The 21,168-nt window shown below is 39.3% G+C and carries 21 protein-coding genes; 2 read left to right on the top strand and 19 right to left on the bottom strand.

The features are described 5' to 3' along the window. Positions 1 to 109: 109 nt before the first annotated feature. The 5 genes from LIT25_11610 to LIT25_11590 all read right to left on the bottom strand — a co-directional run bounded on the left by LIT25_11610 (position 110) and on the right by LIT25_11590 (position 3,988). Complete coding sequence (locus tag LIT25_11610; GenBank protein ID USK35878.1) at positions 110 to 1,060, bottom strand: IS3 family transposase; 951 nt, start codon at positions 1,058 to 1,060, stop codon at positions 110 to 112. Beyond that, positions 1,029 to 1,634, bottom strand: a complete 606-nt coding sequence (locus tag LIT25_11605) for a helix-turn-helix domain-containing protein (protein USK36246.1) — start codon at positions 1,632 to 1,634, stop codon at positions 1,029 to 1,031. The genes LIT25_11610 and LIT25_11605 overlap by 32 nt, the downstream gene beginning before the upstream one ends. Positions 1,635 to 1,761: 127 nt before the next feature. Next, positions 1,762 to 2,511, bottom strand: coding sequence for a class I SAM-dependent methyltransferase (locus LIT25_11600; GenBank protein ID USK35877.1), 750 nt, complete (start codon positions 2,509 to 2,511; stop codon positions 1,762 to 1,764). 153 nt (positions 2,512 to 2,664) lie between these two features. Continuing rightward, positions 2,665 to 2,985: a MazG-like family protein gene (locus LIT25_11595; protein USK35876.1), complete on the bottom strand. Its 321-nt coding sequence runs from the start codon at positions 2,983 to 2,985 to the stop codon at positions 2,665 to 2,667. 175 nt (positions 2,986 to 3,160) lie between these two features. Beyond that, complete coding sequence (locus LIT25_11590; protein USK35875.1) at positions 3,161 to 3,988, bottom strand: HAD-IIB family hydrolase; 828 nt, start codon at positions 3,986 to 3,988, stop codon at positions 3,161 to 3,163. Between the two features lie 84 nt (positions 3,989 to 4,072). Here LIT25_11590 and LIT25_11585 point away from each other — a divergent pair, with 84 nt between their 5' ends. Then, on the top strand, positions 4,073 to 4,348 hold the full coding sequence (locus LIT25_11585) for a LacI family transcriptional regulator (protein ID USK35874.1): 276 nt from the start codon (positions 4,073 to 4,075) through the stop codon (positions 4,346 to 4,348). Then, entirely contained in the window at positions 4,345 to 5,055 is a 711-nt protein-coding gene (locus LIT25_11580) for a substrate-binding domain-containing protein (GenBank protein USK36245.1), read from the top strand. The genes LIT25_11585 and LIT25_11580 overlap by 4 nt, the downstream gene beginning before the upstream one ends. Before the next feature lie 90 nt (positions 5,056 to 5,145). Here the strand turns inward: LIT25_11580 and LIT25_11575 are convergent, their stop codons facing one another. The 14 genes from LIT25_11575 to LIT25_11510 all read right to left on the bottom strand — a co-directional run bounded on the left by LIT25_11575 (position 5,146) and on the right by LIT25_11510 (position 21,162). Next, entirely contained in the window at positions 5,146 to 5,406 is a 261-nt protein-coding gene (locus LIT25_11575; protein ID USK36244.1) for a DUF5063 domain-containing protein, read from the bottom strand. A 401-nt stretch (positions 5,407 to 5,807) separates the two neighbouring features. Then, positions 5,808 to 5,978, bottom strand: a complete 171-nt coding sequence (locus LIT25_11570) for a hypothetical protein (GenBank protein ID USK35873.1) — start codon at positions 5,976 to 5,978, stop codon at positions 5,808 to 5,810. 591 nt (positions 5,979 to 6,569) lie between these two features. Beyond that, entirely contained in the window at positions 6,570 to 7,127 is a 558-nt protein-coding gene (locus LIT25_11565) for a hypothetical protein (protein USK35872.1), read from the bottom strand. 206 nt (positions 7,128 to 7,333) lie between these two features. Then, positions 7,334 to 7,630, bottom strand: coding sequence for a hypothetical protein (locus LIT25_11560; protein ID USK35871.1), 297 nt, complete (start codon positions 7,628 to 7,630; stop codon positions 7,334 to 7,336). A gap of 142 nt (positions 7,631 to 7,772) precedes the next feature. Then, entirely contained in the window at positions 7,773 to 7,958 is a 186-nt protein-coding gene (locus LIT25_11555) for a hypothetical protein (GenBank protein ID USK35870.1), read from the bottom strand. Between the two features lie 166 nt (positions 7,959 to 8,124). Further along, the gene (locus LIT25_11550; GenBank protein ID USK35869.1) at positions 8,125 to 8,439 is read right to left on the bottom strand and encodes a hypothetical protein; all 315 of its coding nucleotides are present in this window, start codon (positions 8,437 to 8,439) and stop codon (positions 8,125 to 8,127) included. Positions 8,440 to 8,961: 522 nt separating this feature from the next. After that, complete coding sequence (locus LIT25_11545; protein ID USK35868.1) at positions 8,962 to 10,248, bottom strand: IS110 family transposase; 1,287 nt, start codon at positions 10,246 to 10,248, stop codon at positions 8,962 to 8,964. Between the two features lie 230 nt (positions 10,249 to 10,478). Continuing rightward, a complete protein-coding gene (locus LIT25_11540) occupies positions 10,479 to 10,775 on the bottom strand; it encodes an antibiotic biosynthesis monooxygenase (GenBank protein USK35867.1) in 297 nt (98 codons plus the stop codon). Between the two features lie 1,035 nt (positions 10,776 to 11,810). Continuing rightward, positions 11,811 to 13,505, bottom strand: a complete 1,695-nt coding sequence (locus LIT25_11535) for a hypothetical protein (protein USK35866.1) — start codon at positions 13,503 to 13,505, stop codon at positions 11,811 to 11,813. After that, complete coding sequence (ebgA, locus tag LIT25_11530) at positions 13,498 to 16,674, bottom strand: beta-galactosidase subunit alpha (protein ID USK35865.1); 3,177 nt, start codon at positions 16,672 to 16,674, stop codon at positions 13,498 to 13,500. Before ebgA ends, LIT25_11535 begins: the two co-directional genes overlap by 8 nt. Beyond that, a complete protein-coding gene (locus LIT25_11525) occupies positions 16,664 to 17,926 on the bottom strand; it encodes an MFS transporter (protein USK35864.1) in 1,263 nt (420 codons plus the stop codon). Before LIT25_11525 ends, ebgA begins: the two co-directional genes overlap by 11 nt. A 122-nt stretch (positions 17,927 to 18,048) precedes the next feature. Then, positions 18,049 to 18,879, bottom strand: coding sequence for a carbohydrate ABC transporter permease (locus LIT25_11520; GenBank protein USK35863.1), 831 nt, complete (start codon positions 18,877 to 18,879; stop codon positions 18,049 to 18,051). 36 nt (positions 18,880 to 18,915) lie between these two features. After that, positions 18,916 to 19,800: a sugar ABC transporter permease gene (locus LIT25_11515; protein ID USK36243.1), complete on the bottom strand. Its 885-nt coding sequence runs from the start codon at positions 19,798 to 19,800 to the stop codon at positions 18,916 to 18,918. Between the two features lie 84 nt (positions 19,801 to 19,884). Next, positions 19,885 to 21,162: a sugar ABC transporter substrate-binding protein gene (locus LIT25_11510; GenBank protein USK35862.1), complete on the bottom strand. Its 1,278-nt coding sequence runs from the start codon at positions 21,160 to 21,162 to the stop codon at positions 19,885 to 19,887. Positions 21,163 to 21,168 lie beyond the last annotated feature (6 nt).

Genomic DNA, 21,168 nt, shown 5'->3' with positions numbered 1-21,168 from the left:
GATCAAAAATAACTCACGAACCAGTATTTTACGATAAATAAAAAGAATCCATTTTGAAAAAAGATGAACAGCTCCCTTTCAAGTAGACAGTGGAAATAATAAAAATACTTTAAGCGGCTTGAACCCTGTATTCCAATGGGCTCAAGCCGTTTAATCTTTCTTGGTAACGTTCGTTATTGTAAAACTGGATATAATCATCTATTGCTTGTTGTAACGCTTCAAATGTTTCATACTTATGTAGGTAATATTTTTCACACTTCAACGTTCCCCAAAACGATTCCATTGGTCCATTATCTATACATTTTCCTACACGTGACATGCTATGAATCATTTTTGCCTTTTCTATTTTTCTCTTAAACCCATGTGACGTATATTGATACCCTCGATCACTATGAATCAATGGATGTTCATTCTCTTTTAATATAGCGATAGCTTGATCCAATGTTCGAAATACCAGTTTATTATTGTTTGAATGTCCCAATACATAACTAATAATGGAGCCATCGTAAAGATCTAAAATGGCACTTAAATACGTTTTCCTTCCATTTCCTAATTTGAACTCCGTGACATCTGTTACCCATTTTTCATTGGGCTTGCTTGCAGTAAATTCACGATTGAGTCGATTTTCAGCGACATATTGCGCAGATGAGGGAACATAGCGCTTTCTTTTCCGACGAATCACGGACTGTAATCCAGCGATGTGCATTAAGCGATAAATACGTTTGTGATTAAACTTTTTATGATATATCCAATTAATATTTAATTTCATTCTTCGGTACCCATAAATGCCTCCTACTCGTGCATAAATAGCTTGAATATCCTGAAGAATTGCTTCATTCTCTAATTCTCTAGCTGTTGGCGTACGCTGTAGCCATTTATAATAAGCAGCACGAGATACACCGGAAATTTCACATAAAAGGATTACTGGTAGATTTTCATTCGCATGTAAATCTTGAATCGCTCTATATTTATTGTGTAGACGAAGAAGCTTGTTAACGACGCCTCCTTTCGAGTTCCTCCAACTTTTTTTAAAAAGCATTTTCTGCACGTAATCGTTCATTTTCTTGCTCTAAACGTTTCATTTCCAGCTTAAACTTTGCTTCCTCTGTTAATTCATATTCCTCTTTCTTTCGACCGCGTTTATCTTGTAGTGCTTCTTCACCATGCGCTTCAAACTTCTTGACCCATTGATATACCTGTTGATAAGAAACTTCATAGCTTTCGGCTGCGAGCTGATAGTTTTTCTGATGTTGTAGACAGTAATTTACAATTTGAATTCGTTCTTCTAAAGTTGCTTTTCTTCTATTTGTCATAGAGTTTGTCATTCCTTTACCGGTATCATTTAATTCTCTATGACTATTATACTTTTTAATCCATTTTCTCAAAACCGCAGTACTGGATATATTGTATTTTTGGATAACCTTGCATAACGAATAGTGTTCTGATAGATAATCATTGACGGCAGCTAACTTTAGCTCTTTTGAATAAGACTTCCAAGAAGTCGCGTCTGTTAAACCGTCTTCACCATTCATTTCATATCTTCTCTTCCAATCTTTAATCGTACCAGGATCAACAGAAAACTTGGCCGTAATATCAGCTATTGAATGATGACCATCTTTATAAAGAGCTAAAATGGCTAGTTCTTACTCGACGGGAATCCCACCCGCTATATGATACGACCTAGGCTCAGCCGCACTCGCCCCCGATTGTTGAAGATCATTTATGTTGTCTTATCGAAGAATAGCGTCCTTTAATTGAATTTTACATATTCCTAAAAAGATATATCCCAAACCCAAGGGTATCTCTGCCCCATTTCAGATATGTACTTCTCCAAGTTCGGATCTTTTGTAACATTGCATCGCAATCCGGATCATCAGGATGTTCGTAGCAATAATTCTCAATGGACATAGCATAAAGCCACTCATATTCATCCCATTCATCGTCGTTAGTAGTGTAAGACCAGAGTGGAATTAGGCCTAGTTTTTCGCCAACCTTCACATTCTCGAAGTGGCTTCGTAATTCGGATTCTTCCGCTCCTCCGAGCGCCTCCAAATATTCGTAACTTGGCTGCTGCTTCCAGTAGCCTTCACCGATGAGCACATATCCACCCTTTTTTACACACTTCCTCAGCGTATCCAACGTTTCATGCAATCCGCCTAATGCGTGAGTTGAACCAATACAAATCGCTACATCAAACTGCTCATTTATTGTCTTAATTGCTACTTTAGCATCTTCTGTAATGATTTCAATATTATTTAAAACCCCTCTATTTTTAGCATTTACTTGAAGTTGTTCCGTGAAATCACCATATTTTTCGATAGCAATACATTTAGATCTATATCTTTCAATAATCCGAAGAAGAATTTCACCTTTCCCAGCACCTATATCTATTACTTTGTCATTATCTTTTAAAGCAAGTAACTCAATAACTTTGTCTATCTTTGATGGATTAATCGGATTATAAAAAGTATGGCTTTGATGGGCTATTGCTGAATATCTGTTTCTATCCATAATACCTCCAGAGACTTATTTTATTTCCCTCTATCATACTGTAAAAGTAAGGGGAAGCTTATTCAATTATCTGGCCCGATTGTTGAAGATCGTCCTGGAACATCCGCACTGAATGGATATTCCAGAAAAGCCCCCTATTGTTGAATAAAGGCTTTAATCATTAGAATAACGCTCTGACAGTTTCTTTTTATGTGACTGAAACACTTCTTCTAAAGGGATATTGTACTTGTTTGCAATCACAATTAAATTACCTAATACATCTCCTAATTCTTCAGTTAACTCTTGTTTATTTTCCTCATAAGATACCTTTACTTCATCAGGCCTATCCCTGCCTATCTCAAGGGCTCTTATAGCTCGCGCAACTTCGCCAGTTTCTTCAGCTAAAAAGCCAATCCGAATAAAAATGTCTAACTCAGACCAGCCCCTACTTTCATAATACTCCTTGACCCATTGTTGAAATTCAGTGACATTCATTTTTTATCTAACCTCCAATTCATACCTTAAGTTTAACAATAAAATGAAAGATTTATATAATCTTTAATGATTAACGAAATAAAGAAAGGGAACTCCAATGAAGTTCCTTTTTAATTAACCCAATTAAGAAATAAGGCGAACAAACGATGTTTTAAGGGCTACAGATTATTGTAAATTAGAAGAGATCCATACAAACCTTTTTTATTCCATTTGCATATGGTTCTGACGTTAGAGATAAATGTAATTGCTTTGCTTCCTCAGTAGCATTTTGTAATAAGTATCCATGTTTTACTGCCTTTAGCATTTCAATATCATTACCGCTATCCCCAAACGCAAGTGTATTCTCATATGGAATTCTAAACTGTTCCATAGCAAATTGAGCAACTGCTCGTTTACCTGTGTTTTGTGGAATAAAGTCTACATCATAAGCATTGTCTGGGTCTCCGGCCAAAGGATTACAACGGTTAATATTTATATATACTCCGTTAGAGGCTCCTATTGTCCTGATGATATCAATAGCGTATTTGGTCTTTACGCTATTCTCAATAAAATAATAATAGTTCATCTTTAGCGTTTGTTGACCAAATTGCGTCTGTTTCTGTAGATCTATCCCATATATTTGCTTTAAATCAAGAACCAAATCTTCTACTTTCTTTTGACAAAATCCAGAGGTTTTTATTTTCTTACACCATGTTTTATTTTGGATGTATTCCCCGTCTTGATTAAGTTCCCAGTATTCGGTACCTAAATTGGAAGCAATAAAGTGTGGAAGGTAATTCATTCCAGCTGCTTTCATCTTTTTATGAATGTCAACCAAGCTACTACCTGTTACCCAGCCGATTAAAATATTTTTTTCATAAAGAAGGTTTTCTAAGTAATCCTCAAGCTCATATAAATTTTTCAACTGCCATCTTTTTAATTCGTGAGGATAGTATGTCTCATCAAAATCTAATAATAATAAGTAGTCAGGCTTTCCGTTTGAATGGTAAACTTTTAGTGGCACTTTTAATCCCCCCTGTACAATATGGTTTATAGGTTACAGGCAGGGAACGTTCCCATGTCAAATCTTTTTTTAGAGGTGATATTAATGGCTACCATTCTTGATATAGCACGTTTAAGTGGCGTTTCCAAATCAACCGTATCTCGTGTTATTAATAATCATCCTCATGTTTCAGTAGACAGCAGAAAAAGAGTAATGAAAGCAATTGAGGAGTTGTCCTTCGTTCGAAATGCAAGAGGGGTTAGCCTAAGAACTAAGTCTTCTAAAACCATTGGTGTAACTATTCCTATAATGGATCACCCTTATTTCAGTCCTCTTGTAAGTAAAATAGCGAAAGAATGTAGAAAAATGGATTTAAGATAGTCGTCTTCGAAACCTCTTATTCACTTAGTGAGGAATGCGAGATTTACAATCAATTAACTAGAAATGAGTTAGATGCAATTATTATTACCCATACTTTATTAGAAGAGGATGAATTAAAAGAGAGGGTAAGAGATAAAGTGGCAGTTGTTTGTAATGAGCCACTGAAAACAAAAAAATTTGATGTTTTTTCACTAGATGAAGATGAGGCGGTCTATTCGGCTACACGATACCTGCTTAAAAAAGGACTTAGCCACTTGTTGTTCTGTGCAGATGATGAAAGAACTCAACTCCAAAAACAAAGATGGGAAGGGTTTGTTCGAGCCCATCGAGATTTAAATATAACTATTACCAAAGACCAAAAGATAAGTGGTTATTCCTCAATTGAAGATGGTATTTTGCTTGGTGATGAAATTTTTTCAGAACAAAGCAGATATGACGGAATTATTTCGGGGAGTGACTTTTTAGCAGCGGGAATTGTTACTTCAGCAATAAAGCATAATGTTCTTTTGAACGAAAATTTATTCATAATCGGTTTTGATAACCACCCAATTTGTTTAACAACTTCTCCAGCACTTTCAAGTATTGAGAACCAGACTGATAAAATGGTGAAGGACGTAGTTGCTTGTTTGTTAGACAGGCTTGCCGGTCATGAATTTTCCACTATTAGAAAGGTCTACAAAGGAGAACTGATAATCAGGGGCTCATGAGAAGCAGTGAACTCAAAACTTTTACGTTTAGATTGACAAGTTGATTATTGGATTTCACTAAAGTAATGTAATTGTATGAGGGGCATAACTTTATTCAAGAAATGCCTCCGTTTGCTTAAGAATATTTGAATGTAAAGCACGCATTGCATTCAAAGCGTGTCTACCCCAATGAATTTCAAAGTTGAACTTCCAATGCCAAATGGCTTCTAAGCGTTCATCTTTCTGATACAAAAGAATTCCTTCTTTTACATCTTTATAGATGTCTTTGAGATCGTCGTTCAAACTGCAAGGAACAGGTACTTCTTGTAAGTATGGTTCAAAGACTGCCCAATAATTATCTGCATCTCCCAGTTCTAAATTGCGTAAAGCATCAGCCCTCTCGATTTACAATCAATTATGGAGCTCAATCCCTTCAACCGGTTGGCTTTCGGCCCGCCGTCGGGTAGAAAACAGGCGCGCTTATTCGATTGAATCACGTTTCCTGTAGCCCCCCTACGATCCCGGACGGTCGGATTTCCCGAGTCCGGTTCTGACCTTGGTAATCACATACAAGCCTTCCCATACAACCGCAGGCTTAAATGTCGGTACACATATTCCCCCATCGTTTGTAGGTTTACTAGTAAGCTAGTTCTGAACATACTATATAGCTCAGTGTCTATAATGTTCGAACTTTCCAAGTGCCCAGAGGCCCTTTGCCCTATCAGAGGTGTTACCTTGACTAGGAGTATAATTTACTTATACTTAAGAAGACATTACTCTTCCCTCATAGCTACTACGACCTCATGCGCCAGTCCTAAATCATCTTCCCATTTTCTATTTTGCCTCTTATATGGAAAGTCTTTATTGATAAATACCTTCTCAATTTGAAGTAGGACCTTCCCGTCGTTATCTCTGAAAATCTTTCCACAAATGCTAGAACCCATATCCCGGCTGCTCCTACAGTGCTTTTGATCGTTTCTTCCTGTAGGACATCGGTCTTCCCCCGTTAGACAAAGGTCGACGCTAAGCAACAATCCCTCCAACAGCTTCTAATGAGGGGCGTAGATTTCGGGACTGCAGTATTCGTTAAAGCCTTCCGGCCTCTGTGTTTGCTCGCCACGCAGGCTGTTCCGACCCTGTTCCCTCTGTGTAGAACAGGCCGCCGTGACTTCTACTTCCAAGCAGAACGTGGTTTGTTACCTCCCCACGCATTGGATATGCTATTCATCTGAATCGACCAATTGATGACAGGAGACTTTCACTCCATCAGATTTTCAGCCTTGACGGCTGCTCCACCTAACTGTCTACGCTTAAAGACTAAAGTTACCTTTAGTCCTCCAAGACTCGCTACGAGCGAATGGCTAGTTCTTACTCGACGGGAATCCCACCCGTTATATGATACGACCTAAGCTCGGCCGCACACGCGCCCGATTGTTGAAGATCGTCCTAGAACATCCACGCTGCATTGATATTCCAGATAAGCCCCCGATTGTTGAATAAGAGTTTGATAATTATAGTCGCCAATAATAAGAACTTTACCAATGCGAATTACTTTTTAATAGCTGGATGTATTCATCCCAAAATTCTTCATACATTTCTTTATCAAAGTCATCAGAAATCAGCTTTTTTTTCGAATTATCAAAGAGTTTTTTAGCTTGAAGGGCAAACGAAACAATTTGGTTTTTATATTCGTTTTTGCTTAATTTGATTTCTAGTCCAGGATAATATATACTTCCCGTTTTTGGGTTGGTTGTAGTAACTTTAACAAAATCCGATAAAATCACTTGGTCGTCAATGTGTTTTACGGTCCAATGTATTGAAATAGGGCAACCCATCATTAAAATTGTACCGCATCCGTGGAGGATTAGACCTTCCTCATTATCGGGGTCACAAATATAATCTTTATCAAGGGTTCTTAACAATGCCAAAGCAGACTCACTAATTCCCCATTCTTCGTCTATATAAGATTGTGTAATGGTAGTTCCATTAACGCTCAAGATAATTTCACCGTGAGAACATAAGTCTTCTTCATCATTGTAAAGCCATCTTTGATTCTCAATTTTTATTATTAAAGGATCTGATTGTTCCATCAAAAATTCACCTTTTTTGTTATTTTCATTAGCATAATCATTAAATCGCTTTTCTTAAATTTATATAGCTTTCTGAGGTAAGGGCGACTCTTTGTTAAGCAATCGCCCCCTTTAATTGAATAGCTACAACTTGGATTCAGTCCTAAAATTGTTCACTCAATTCACAATTCTTCTTAAACAAACGCTACCCGTTAGTGCAACAAGGATAATCACTTATTTGTTCTTAAAGGTAGTAAGTTAGAATGAACCCATTTAATGAATTTTTCTGTACACTCCTCGTCCGTTTGAGTATCAAAGAGAAAAACTCCTCCAACTTCATCTTTATAGTATTCTTTTGTTCCGAAGAGTAAGCCAAATTCTTCTTGACTCTGGAAATCATAAAACATAACATCCCAGCTTCCGTCTAACCGTTTCCAAGCAATCGCCTCTGCCCAAAAAGGTTCCCAATTATCTATATGAATATGGGGACCCTTGTAATTTTCTAGTTCAAAGTATCTTTTATCCATAAAAGTCGTCCTTTATAAGATATTTTGACTCTATCTTATCATAGTCCTTCTTGAACTAACCTGTCCCTTTACTCAGTAAGAAGAGACGACACTTTGTTAAGCAATCGCCCCCGATTGTGGAATAACACATTAAAAACTATTTTCACGAAATATCTTTAGATGAAATACCCTTTAAATAAGAAGAAATTTTAGATAACTCAATAAGTATCATATATAGGGTACCAATAATAATCCCTATAAATAGTCCAAGTTCACCAATTGTAAAAGTGCCGACGGAACTAAATAATAAAAAAACAAATATTATTTTAACTTTATCGTTATACTTCAATGCATTTCCCTCCTGGTGGCATCTATATAATATTTTCTAAAGTTTAGGAACTTCAACAAGAAATGTACTATTCCATCTTCGATTAACGCCCCCTATAATGGAGTAACACACTACGAATAAGGTTTATTACTGTTGCATTTAAGTGCATCTTTTTGCTGGAAAACATTCAATAAATAAAATAATATATTATAAAATAGCTGATGAGAAACAAAATAGAACCAACTAAAAATGGACTAATAATCAAATAAGTTTCTTCACGCTTGGGTTGATAACTTCCTGCCACCGCCCCAAAAACAGAGTATTCAGAATTCTTAGATAAAAAATCTCCTGAAGAACTTAGTAAAAATGCAATGAAAATGAATAAACAGGAACCGAAGAACATTGTTTCTGGAAAACGCGTATCCCAAATAACTATTGTCCCAGTAATTAATAAAGACTCAATTACCAATGTTAATAAGACAAAAAAAATGTACTTCTTCATTTTACACCCCCGTTATAATTAAATTATTTATAATACGTAATTCAATATTAAAAAGTTTCACTTTTCTAATAATTACAATTACTAAAAGGCTTATTCAACAATCCTCCCTCTATAAAGAAAGGAATAACTCTGGATTTCTAGCTTTTTCTTAAGATTTCATCATGGTTTATTTTAATTAGACATCAAAGCTATGGATGTAAGTTGAAAATAAGGATATTTTTGGAGTGTCAGAGAAAAAAAGTCCTTAACTGCCTAACCACTCCTATCCAAAAAGTGGTTACCTAGTAAAAGTATGGTTGCACTGGTGGATGTCCACATGTCTCATGGAGGTCAACCCTCCCATGTCTCACAGAGTCTATGCTCCAAAATTCCTTCGTCCAACCTTTCCATGAGGTGGATGTCAGTGATGCTGCCCGACAGGATCAAAGTCCGTAGTATTGTTGTTTTACTGACTAATCCGTGCTTCAAATGTCTAAAATAATAAACCTAATAAAACTAAATAAATAACCAACTAAATGAATTCTAAGCTGCTTTCTGTAATGGTGCCATATGGGGAATATCCTTCAACATTCTATCTTCACTAAATTCACATTGTTTTGTACCAATCGTAAAAAGAATTCGTATCAGCTTATTACATATCGCTATAAGAGACTGCATTTTCTTTAGAGGATTTGTTTTACGTGTTGTAAAATACTCATGTAAAGCTTTAAAAGCAGTGTTCTTAGCTACCAAAGGCATCGCTACTCGGAAGAGGAGAGCCCTCAGTGTCTTCCTTCCTCTCTTTGTAATCTTCGTTTGCCCTTTGTGCTTTCCAGAGGTATTCTCCTTTAAGCTTAATCCAGCTAACTTGATGATTTGTCGAGGGTGAGAATAGTAACTTAAATTCCCTACTTCTGAAAAGAAGCCAGCTACAGTGTCCTTGCCGATTCCTGTGATGGCCAACATTTGTTGAACACCTGGTATCCGTTCAAGGAGTCCATCAATATCAGATTCTAGTTCTTCGAACTTTTCATTTATTAATTCATACTTGTCTAGTAAAGTGCGAAGCTCTAATTTAGCCATCCTTGAACCTTCACGAATACCAATAGAGTCTTTGGCTACTCGTTTAAGTTCTTGAATTTTACTGAGTCCAACCGCACGTTTTACAGCTTTTCTGAGATGAATGAGGATCTCTTGTTCCGAGACTATCTCTAACTCATGTGGTAATACATTTAACTTTAATAATTGTAGTGCTGATTTTCCTTCCCAATCTTTAAACACTGTTAAGAATTCAGGGAAATATCGATCTAACCAGTTATGAATTTGCCCCTGCACAGCTTGTAAGTCAACAAATAAGAGATCGCGTATTTTCCTTGCCACACGAAGTTCTGCATAAACTCCTTGTGGAATATTAGGTTCGGCATATCTTCCATCTTTGACTAGCTGTGCAATGACTTTTGCGTCCTTCACATCATTTTTGGTTGGAGAATTATCATCTAATTCTTTAGACTTCTTCACATGCATAGGATTTACCACGACAAACTTAATCTCCTCTTCTTTCAGAAAATGAGCGAGGTTGAGCCAATAATGACCTGTCGGCTCCATTCCAATAATCACCTTATCCATGCCTTGTTGTTCCATCAAATGTTTTATCCAGCCTAAAAAAAGATCAAAATGTGATTTGGTATTTTCAAAGTGACATGGTGCACCAAACTCTAGGCCTCTAAAGTCTTGAGCACGAGCTACATGCTTGTACTTCGCAATATCTACACCTATAATCAGTGTTTCAGAAGTAATTTGAGCAATCTTTTCATTTTGGTTATAATTCATATTGATGGCCTCCTGGTATATATGTTTTGTCCTTTTCGCAGCCCGCTTCAGGACACTCATATCATACCAAGAGGTTATTTTTTTGTTCAAACCTCATTTTTCTTCATTACAGGAATGCTGCCCGATTGTTGAAGATCGTCCTGGAACATCCACGCTGCAAGGATATTCAAGAAAAGCGCCCGTTTGTTGAAGATGCTCACCTTACGCCAACCGTTTGTAAAGTAAAACTTTTACGAAAGATCAACTTTTTGAAAGTGTTCAACTGTCGGGAATGGTTCATAAAAATGATGGAGTTGATTTTTCCATTCTTGATATTCGTCTGATTGTCTAAATCCAACTGTATGATCTTCTAAAGTTTCCCACCTTACTAATAACAAATATTTCCCCTCAGCTTTCATACAACGCTGTAGTTCGTGGGATATATAGCCCTTCATTGCTGAAATAATTTTAGATGCCTTACGAAAAGCTTCTTCATATTCCTGTTCCATACCTTTTTTAACTTGAAGCATAACAGCTTCTAATATCATCAAAGCTCCCCTTCTGTGTCCAATTATAGAATGAATATTTTCACTCTATATCTTCTTTTTATGATTAATAATCCCTTCAAAAAGAGCCCTTCTCTATTCAAGAAAGGCGCCCGATTGTTAAAGATCGTTCTGGAACATTCACAGTGGTTTTTTTGTGATTTTTTATTCTAGTATTCTTTTGATGGTACTATATGTCAGAACATTCACTCCCATTAGAAAGGAAGTAAGGCGATGAAAACATGGGACCTTTTGTAAAAATGATTCTATTTTTAAGTTCGTATTCACCCATGTTTTTAATTTTTGTAATTAAAGCTCCGCTAGATTATTTGTGGATTACTGGCACATTGCTAGGGCTAGCCTTAAGTTCAATCTTGATATTGCTAGGTATTATTAGGAAAACAAAATCAATTTCCCCTAGCCGGACAACAGTATCAGAAATTACCTCACATGACGGTGTTGCCATTAACAACATCTTGTCTAACATTTTTCCGTTTTTACCTATTAATCTAGCAATCCAAAAGACTTGCTTTCCATGTCACTTCTATTCCTCGAGATGGGGATTAACTACGTGAAGTCAAACATGATCTACACAAATCCTATCTTAAATCTTTTTGGGTATCACATCTTTGAAATAACCGACCCCAGCATGAATAAATTTTACTTTATCACAAAAGAAAGACAGCTTTTTATTAATGACAGCATTAAGCTGCATAAGATGAGTAAAAAATATCTACCTTTTTTTTTGACTTAGGTTGTTCGAGACGAAGAGCTTTGGCAACAACGGCATCTGTATCCTTAAAGAAATTACTCTAACTGAACTAGAAATGTTATAAAGTCCTTCATAGCCTCTAATCTCTCTCTGTTCTTTTTGCATAAAATAGCAACTTCTATTGCTGCATAAGTCCAGATTTTATTAGAAATCTATCTGCTTCTTTCAAACGAGTGGAATCTTTGCACAAGAACCTAAAATAATGGAATTTTCGAGATTCTGTGCACCTTTATTTCTTCATATCCTAACCCTGCAAAAAAACGTAGTTAATTACGCTCTGTAGCGATAAGTTGGCCAAGGATCAGGAATACGCTGGAGGTCCAGGTGAATGCTGGGTCGCGTAGGCTTTCCCCGGTTAGAGCGTCATAGTTTTCAGCCATGCCTGATTTGGTTGCCATTGCACAGAATCTCCGCGCAACTTCGAGGGCTAATTCCTTTTGGCCGGATGAGAGAAGACCATCGACGAGCAGCAATGTGGTAGGTGCCCAGATTGGACCCCTCCAATAACCATCTGGGCGATAAAACGGGCTTTCGGGTAGCTCAGTTGCTAGTCCGTACTCTGTTAAAAAGCCTTTATTCCTTATATCCCCCACCAGTCTGTTTAAGATATGCCCCGGCAGTCTTTTTCCGAGAATCAGAGGGACATATAAAACTAGACTATCTGATTCGATAGATTCATGTGTACCTGAACGTTTTGCCACAAATCGTTGTCCATCCCAAAAGTGGTCAATCATTCTTGCTAACATGTTTTCCGATTCCTGCATCCACTTTCTTGCATCATCAATTAGACTTAGTTTACTAGCAATCTCCGACAGCACTTCCATTTGCAGCACTAAGAATGATGCCAGGTCCGGGCTTTCAACAGGGGTCCCCTTGTGGAAAATTGTACTATTATCCCAGCCGCTGTCATTTCCGTGATTGTATTGGGGAATCCCGTCTCGGTCGCTATCCTGATATAGAAGCCACCACTTCGTCCATTTTACAAGAGGCTGATATATCTCCTGCAGTTTATCCGTGGTAAAATAATTGTTTTGCTCCCAAATGCGGCGCAGTGTCCAGCCATGGATGGGCGGTTTCGTAAAATTCCACAATGCAAACCGATTATTAACGAAATCTGGCAGAACACCAGACTCATCCTGCAAATCAAAAAAGATCATAAACTGGTCCCAGGCTAGTTCAGGAGAATTTTTTGCTAAGGCTAACGCATTGAAGCAATGGTCCCAGCTCCAAATGTTTGTCATCCAGTTCTTGGACATATACATGGCTGGCCTCATTAGCATCCCCTCTGAAGGAACAACACAGGACCAAGTAATATAAGATGCAAGGTCTTTGCCTTTTGTATATTCCTCGGGTGTCTCAAGGGTATTATCAAGCCACGAATCGTATTCTTTTTTAACGTTTTTTTGTCCCACTGAAAAAGCAGAATAAGAACGGGGCTGGTAGACAGTAGTAAACTCTTCAATCACATATTCCATTTCCTCAAATTGGGGGTCTGGAAGAAAGTCAGCGATTATTTTTTCACAGCGCTGTTCTATAAAAGGGGCGTCCACTAAAAGACGCCCTTTTTTAACAGTGAGCATATACCGCATTTCCTGACGCGAATGATTGACTTCCCAGCGATTTTTTTCAACAGGGACTGCATAATCATATGCACCTGTAATGCCTGTCAGCCTCACCCCAACACCCTTGCTTCTTATCTGTAGTACTTTTGCTTCTGTTATGCAAAATTCCGCAAACCCTTCAGCCGCTTCAAGCCGGAGGAAGCTAGGAGTTAAAACCGCCTTATAAGGCAGTGAGATACCCTGCCTTACTATATCAATCTGAAATACTTCTCCAAAATCGTTGTCCCCGTTCCTGATGTTACGAAGGTAAAGGGGCCCTTCACTGTCTTCATGATGATTTGGAGAAATAGTAATAAAGGAACCATAGCGGCTAAAGGGAATTTTTTTTATATCAAACATAAGATCCCTTCTCTTTCTCAATTTTAGAAAAGCATTGTATTTGCTTGGCTAGATTAATTTCCGAATTTCCTGTCGTGTTAAACGGCAGGAAAAAGAATTCGAATGAAAAATCTTCAGGGTTCACCTGGTATTGCGGATGCTGTCCGGGTCCACAGCTGTTGCTTCCAAGCCCGTTTTGTTTATAGTCTAAATTAAGGATAATGTAATCAAGGGGCTTTAGCTGGTACTGGTGACCGGCTTTTTCAATATCCTCTTTGGTGTATTGTGACGCGCTGAAGTTCAGCAAAGGACTTCCCGCTGCCAATAATCCTGCACCGTGGTTATTTTTCATAGACACCCATCTTACATCCGTACGGTTCCCGTTTTCCTGCGGATAAACATATGGCGTATAAAGCTTGTGAACTTCTAGATCATATATATCGATTGGGCATGCTTCTTTGCTGTCACTGTAAGATTCGCCTGGTCCTCTTCCATACCATTTCGCGTGGTGCATATCTTTTGGAAGTTCAAGCTCCAGACCGACCTTCGGAAGCATTTTCACTGGAACGTTGTTTGGTGTGCCTTCGACTGTTAGAGAAACAAGCCCGTTCCCGTAAATTTGATAGCGATACACGCAATCAAATCCCCAGCTATGGACTGGCGCGGCCACCAGTGTTTTAACGGCCACTTCTACAATGCCTTGCTCAATTTGGTTGATTTCCACATTCCTTGTTTGATGCTGCATCCGTTCCAGATAGGCCTCCCGCCATTCTTTAACCACATACATATCATTATCGATTGGCGGTCTCCAGAAGTTGATCTGTGGTCCATTTTGCACAACCTGTGTCCCGTCGAACTCCCAGGAAAGCATTCGTCCGGTAACCTTATGGAATTCAAGGGAGAAATTTTTCCCTTTTATACGGTAGAACTTGTTATTTTCCTCAACGGTGAGCTCAGATGTAGACAACTGGTGGTCTTCTTCGACTGTGGAAGTTGATGATAACAGCTTAATATCTCCGCTCACCTGCTGATTAACTGGAACTGAGAACTGCTCCCAAGCGATTTCATGCCCTTGTTCGCTCCAGAGGGTGGCATCCTTATTTATAAGCGAAACGATTAACCAATAATCGGTATTGATTTGTGGATTCATAATCGTCTTGTATGGGATCGTGATTTCCTTTGTCTCTCCAGGTGCAATATAAGGAGTTTCGATGATACCACTCTCGATTACCTTCCCGTCTGCTTTTAATGTCCAACTAACCGTCAAATGCTCCAGGCTGATAAAGTCATACTCGTTGTACAAAGTAAAACGGCCTTTAAGGGCATCGATTTCTTTTATATGCACTGGCTCAATGATTTTTTTATACTGAAGCAGCCCTGGAGATGGTGTCCGGTCAGGGAATACTAATCCATCGATGACAAAGTTGCCATTGTTTGGATAATCTCCGAAATCGCCGCCGTAAGCATAAAAAACGTCTCCTTCAGCGGTGGTTTGTTTTAAGCCATGGTCAATCCATTCCCAGACGAAACCACCCTGCAATCTTTTATGCGAGCGGAACGCATCCCAATATTCCTGCAGTCCGCCAGGTCCGTTCCCCATCGCGTGGGCATATTCGCAAAGGACATGCGGCTTTTGCCAATCCACTTCATTGGCGAAGCCGATAATCTTTTCCACTGAGGAATACATCGTGCTGTATACATCCGCCACTTTTGCTTCACTGTCGCCTTCATAATGAACAAGCCGGGTTTCATCCAGCTCTCGGCACCTTTTTGCCATAGCTTCAAAGTTGCAGCCAATCCCTGATTCATTGCCAAGGGACCACATGATAATCGATGGGTGGTTTTTATCGCGCTGGACAGTCCGTTCGATCCGGTCAACATAGGCAGTTTCCCATTCAGGATCATTGGAGAGCTTTGAAATATCCCCGATTAACTCAAATCCATGGCACTCAAGGTCCGCTTCACTCATCACGTACAAGCCGTATTCGTCACATAAGTCATAAAAGGTAGGAGAGTTCGGATAATGAGCCGTCCGAACAGCGTTGATATTATGCTGCTTCATCATGATGACATCCTGCTTCATTTTTTCAAAAGGAACATATCTCCCGTGATTCGGATCATGATCATGGCGGTTAACTCCTTTTAGTAAAATTGGAACGCCATTTACCAAGAAGTTCCGGTCTTTTATTTCAACCTGCTTGAAACCAATCCGGCTTGGAATGACTTCAAGAAGTTTTTCGCCTTGTTTTACCAAAATAAGGAGCTTGTATAAATATGGGCTTTCAGCAGACCATTTCTTTGGCTCAAGTACGTCAAGGGAAATCGAAAATTCACGCTCGGTTTGCGCGTGAATTTCCAGCGCATTCTCCAAGTCATTCTTACCTACAATGTTTCTCTCTGCATCCACTAACAAATAGGTAAAGCTGACTGCTTCATTTTGGGTGCCCCTGTTTTCAAAAACGGTTCGGACAGATACTTGCCCATCTTTGTAATCTTCATCAAAAGTGGTTGTTACTTGAAAATCCTTTACAAACGTTTTTGACTGGGCAACAAGATAGACGTCTCGAAAAATCCCGCTCATCCACCACATATCTTGATCCTCTAAGTACGTTCCGTCACACCACTGGTAAACCCGGAGAGAAATCGAATTTATCCCATTATTTAAATAAGGAGTCAGATCAAATTCTGCTGTCAACCTGCTTCCCTGACTGTATCCTACCTCAACGTCATTTACCCAAAGGTGGAAGGCACTGTCAACACCGTCAAACCGGACAAACACGTTCCTTCCGGCCCAATCTTCAGGGATGGAAAATTCACGCCGGTAACATCCCGTTGGGTTTTCTGTTGGAACATTTGGTGGAAGTGTAGGAAACGGATAATACAAATCGGTATAATGTGGTTTTCCATATCCCTGCAGCTGCCAGTGTCCCGGTACTTTTATGTCATTCCAGCCGCTGCAAACAAAATCTTGACAGTAAAAATGCTTCGGTGCTTCTTCAGGTGTAGGAGAGTAAGCAAATTTCCAGTTGCCATTTAAAAGCATGTATAATGAAGACATTGCAGGGTCAATGGTTAGAGCTGACCCGATTGACTCAAACGAATAAAAATGGGCTCTGGAATTTTCACGATTTCTTGCAACAATATGCTGGTTTTTTATGTCTGCCAGTAATAAATCAGTTTTAAATTTCATTTGTAATTTCACCTCGTCTGTTTGTTTGGAATTCTTGATCGCCTTCGAAAAATTTCGGTCTGATTACTTGAGAGAAATACACATATCCCAGCAGAAGGAGCAAGCCGGCCAACAGGAAAGGAAGTGTATAGTTCTTGCCTGTTAGGATGGTGCCAATCATATATGCGGCTAATGCGGAACCAACACTCCGGAACACTGCCCTCATTCCCGCATACAAGTCCCGATCCTCATCCTTAAACGATGACATCGATAAGCTGTCGACCAGATTCGTAAGCATTGTAAAAACCCCGCCTCTGATCAGCAATAGCACCGAAAAGAAATAAGGATGACTGTTCATGAATAATAGAAAGCAGAAACAAATGTTCATCAGGTATACATAAAAAAACGTCTGTTTCACTCCAAAACGTTCAATAAGCGTTGGTGAAAAAACGGATCCGATAAACAATGCCAATCCATGTAGAGCCAGCAGGATAGATACAGCCTCATTCGAGAAATCAAAGCGAAGCTTAACAAATAAATTCAAATAAGGCTGCAAGCAGGCAACCGCGCCACCTGTAATAAAGGCAAAAGTCGAGAAAAGCAATAACTTATGCCGCAAACCACGGGAAATCTTGGCTTTAGCGTAAGGAAAACGCTTCTGTTCAGGCGCTATTACCCTCTGATGCTCGGCTGGCAGCATGCATCCTCTTACAATCGCTAATAAAAGAAACAAAAAGGACGTGACCAGCAAGGTATTCTGATAGCCATTCTCAGAGAGCTCGATCCAATTTGGCAAGAATCCGGCAACTAAGGTTCCTGCACCGGTAAATGCGGTAAACACCGCGAATAAAAAGCTATACGCCTGCGTTTCTTCCTTTTTTGTCCGGCTATAATGAAACAACAACTGAATTTCCGTTGTTTCCACAAGTGTGAACCCAATTGAAACCACAAATTGAGCCAATAAAAATAAAGCAAAGCTTTCTGCAAAAGCAAAGATGGCACATCCAAGGGCTAGACATCCCACGCCTGCAATCAACAGTTTTTTTCGGCCTGTTTTTTTGGCCAAGATGCTTACAGGTATTGCAAAGATCCCCAAGACCAAAATCCCCATTGATGTGATCAGCCCAATTTGCTTTTCTGTGATTCCAATTTCAATGAAATGAAGATTCAGGATCAAAGTAAACATTCCGATACTCAGCCCGTACAGCGATTCAGTGGCCAAAAACCGCTTTACACCAGACGGCAAAGATAGAAAGTGTAATGACTGTGTCATAGCGCTTTTTCAACCTTTCATTTTAAAAAACTTGGTGTTCAGCTCCGCGTTGATAGAAGCTGACTGATCATAGGATTGGTGTCCTTCTGATCCGTTCTCTAATCTATTTTTCAATTTAGCAGTTACCCTTTTACTCCGGTCTTAGTAATATCGTCAACGATATAGCGCTGCGCAACAAAGAAGAGAATAAGCGGCGGCAAGCTGATTAGGAAAGTAATCGCCATGATCCCCTCCATATCTACGCCGAACATTCCTTTAAATTGTGCAAGGCCCAATGTCAATGTGTATTTGCTCTGGTCATTCAAAAATACGAGCGGACCAAGGTAATCGTTCCAGCAAGCCAGAATACTGAACACTCCTACCAGGATTAACGCTGGCTTCATCAGCGGAAGGTAAATTTTATAAAAAATCTGGAACTGGTTGGCACCGTCCATTTTTGCCGCTTCATCCAGCTCTTTCGGTATCGACATAATAAACTGGCGGAGCAGGAAGATATAAAATGGCGCCCCGAACCAGGAGGGCACAATCAACGGCTTCAGCGAATTAATCCAGCCCAGGAAGTTAAATTCCATATATAAAGGGATCATCGTTACTTCCCATGGAATCATCATCGTCGCAAGAAGCACCATAAACAAAAAGTCTCTTCCTTTAAAAGTAAATCTCGCAAACCCGTAAGCTACCAGTGAAGAAGAAACAAGCTGGCCAATAGTTGCCAAGGCTGTCACCACGATTGAATTCGTCAGAAATTGCGTGAACGGCTGTGAAAGCCATGCTTCTTTAAAATTCTCAAACTCTAGATTGGACGGTATCCATTTTGGCGGAAAAAGGTATAATTCGTCCGGTGATTTCAGCGATGTCGTTGCCATCCAAAAAAACGGTGCCAAAAACAACAGTGAAAACAAGATTAAGAGACCATATATAAAGGTTTTTTCGACCCTTCTTTTCATTTTCATAGTAAAAACCCCTCGTTTTCATAGATTGATGCAAATCTATTTATTCTTCACTTCTCCTTCGTAGTACACCCATGCTGCCGAGGATTTAAACACAAGCATGCTCAGACCCAAAACAATTAAAAACATAAACCACGCATTCGCAGAAGAATAGCCCATTTTAAAGTATTTAAAAGCATTCTCGTACACATACATCGCATAGAAGTACGTTGAATTAAGCGGTCCTCCTCCAGTTAAAAGCAGAGCTAAAGTCAATTGCTGGAAGGCGGTGATAATCGTTGTGATTAAATTAAACAGAATGGTAGGCGTCAGCAATGGCAATGTGATTTTAAAAAACTGGTGCAGCTTCTTGGCTCCATCGATCGATGACGCCTCATAAAGCTCTTTCGGAATTCCTTTTAAACCGGCTAGGAAGATCAGCATCATCGTTCCTTGCCCCCACAAGCTTGCAATGACCATCGCTAATAGCGCCCAGCTCGTATCATTCAGCCAGTCGGGCCCCTGGACTCCAATCAAGGAAAGAACGTAATTTAGAATCCCGTATTCACCGTTGTAGACCCAAGCCCAAATCATCGCAAGTGCGACACCGGAAATAACTGATGGAAGGTAGAAAAAGGTTCGGAAAAAAGAATGCCCTTTGACATTCTGATTCAGTAAAATGGCCAAAACCAGAGCTGTAATGATATTTAACGGGACGAAAAGCGCAGCAAATTTTACTGTTACCCATAGTGATTTCCAGAACAGCGGGTCTTCTGTAAACATAGTCTTATAGTTATCAAGGCCGACGAATGTCGCCTCACCGACAACTGGCCAGTCAAAAAAGCTAATAAAAAGAGAAAATAATAAGGGACCAAGCGTGAATGCTAGAAATCCGATGATCCATGGGGAGATAAAAAGAAAGGGGACAATACTGTCCCACTTTATTTTCCTTTTCTTGCTTAATTCCCTATATGGTGCTGAAGATGCTGGTATAGATTTCAACAATAACACCTCATTTTTTTAGTCATATTACTTGATGTATTTCTCTGAGTCCTGACCGGCTTTATCTAGAAGTTTTTCCGCATCTTGTCCCAGCATGATTGCATTCACTGCCGCGGAAAGATTACGGTTAATTTCATTCCAATTGCTGTTTAAAAGAAATGCAGGTGTATCGTCAGAGCGTTCCAGCATTTTATAAAACGGACTTAATAATGGGTCCTGCTCCATATTCATTTCTTTTACAACACTGATCCTTACTGGTAAATCAGCTGTACGCATTTTAATCGCTTCCGCTGATGAATAAAATTTCACAAATTCATAGGCAAGATCCTTATTTTTAGAATCCTTCGCTACAGAAATGGCAGATGAAGCGATAACACCTTTAGCCGGTTTGTCGCCAAAGGACGGAACCTCAACCGTTCCAACATTTATTCCAGCTTCTTTAAAACCTTCTAAAGGCCAAATACCGCTTTCCCACATTGCAATTTTTCCTGCCTTGAAAATATCATCGCCGCTTTGCTGGTTTTGTCCGCCAACTAGAACAGCGCTTTTATCCTTAATAAGATCACTTAATAGTTGAATTGATTCGATTGTTTCAGGGCTGTTCATATACCCCTTAATTTTTTGGCCATCTTCACTGATGAACCTGCCGCCATTGCTCCAGACCAACCCTTGGAGATCATACGTATCTGGCTCCGGCACTACCCCAAAGCCATATTGTTTCTTGCTCGGATCTGATAATTTTTGGGCTATTTTTTTGAATTCACCCCATGTCCAGCCATCCTTAGGATAAGGGATGTTTGCTGCATCAAATAAATCCTTGTTATAATACACAACCCTAGTTGTAAATCCAGCAGGCATTCCGTAAACTTTGCCATTCATGCTTGAATAATTAAATAACCCTTGGTAAAAATCGTCCATGTCCATAACCGCGTCACCTTCGATGTACTCATCCAAAGGCTCAAGGGATTCGTAATACGCAGGAAAATTCCACATATACATCACATCAGGAGGATTTTTTGCCCCGAATGATGCTGCCAACTTCTGGTCAAAACCATCACCGTAAGCTTCAACCTGAACCTTTACTCCAGGATTCTTTTCTTCAAACCTTTTTGCAATCTCTTGTTGGATTTTCAGTTCCTCCCCGGAGTCCCATGTAGCAAAGCGAAGAGTTGTATTCCCTTTCCCTTCTGTCTCTTCACTCTTGCTTTCCGAAGCATTTTCACCTGAACTGCTGTTCGAACAAGCTGCCAAGGAGAATATACTAACCAATAATAAAATTAATGCTGTAATGCTGATTTTCTTCATTTTGAA

It is taken from the genome of Bacillus sp. F19, assembly GCA_023823795.1.
GTDB lineage: Bacteria > Bacillota > Bacilli > Bacillales > Bacillaceae > Bacillus_P.
The sequence above is the reverse complement of the archived record's forward strand: the minus strand, read 5'-3'. Positions and strand labels throughout refer to the sequence as shown.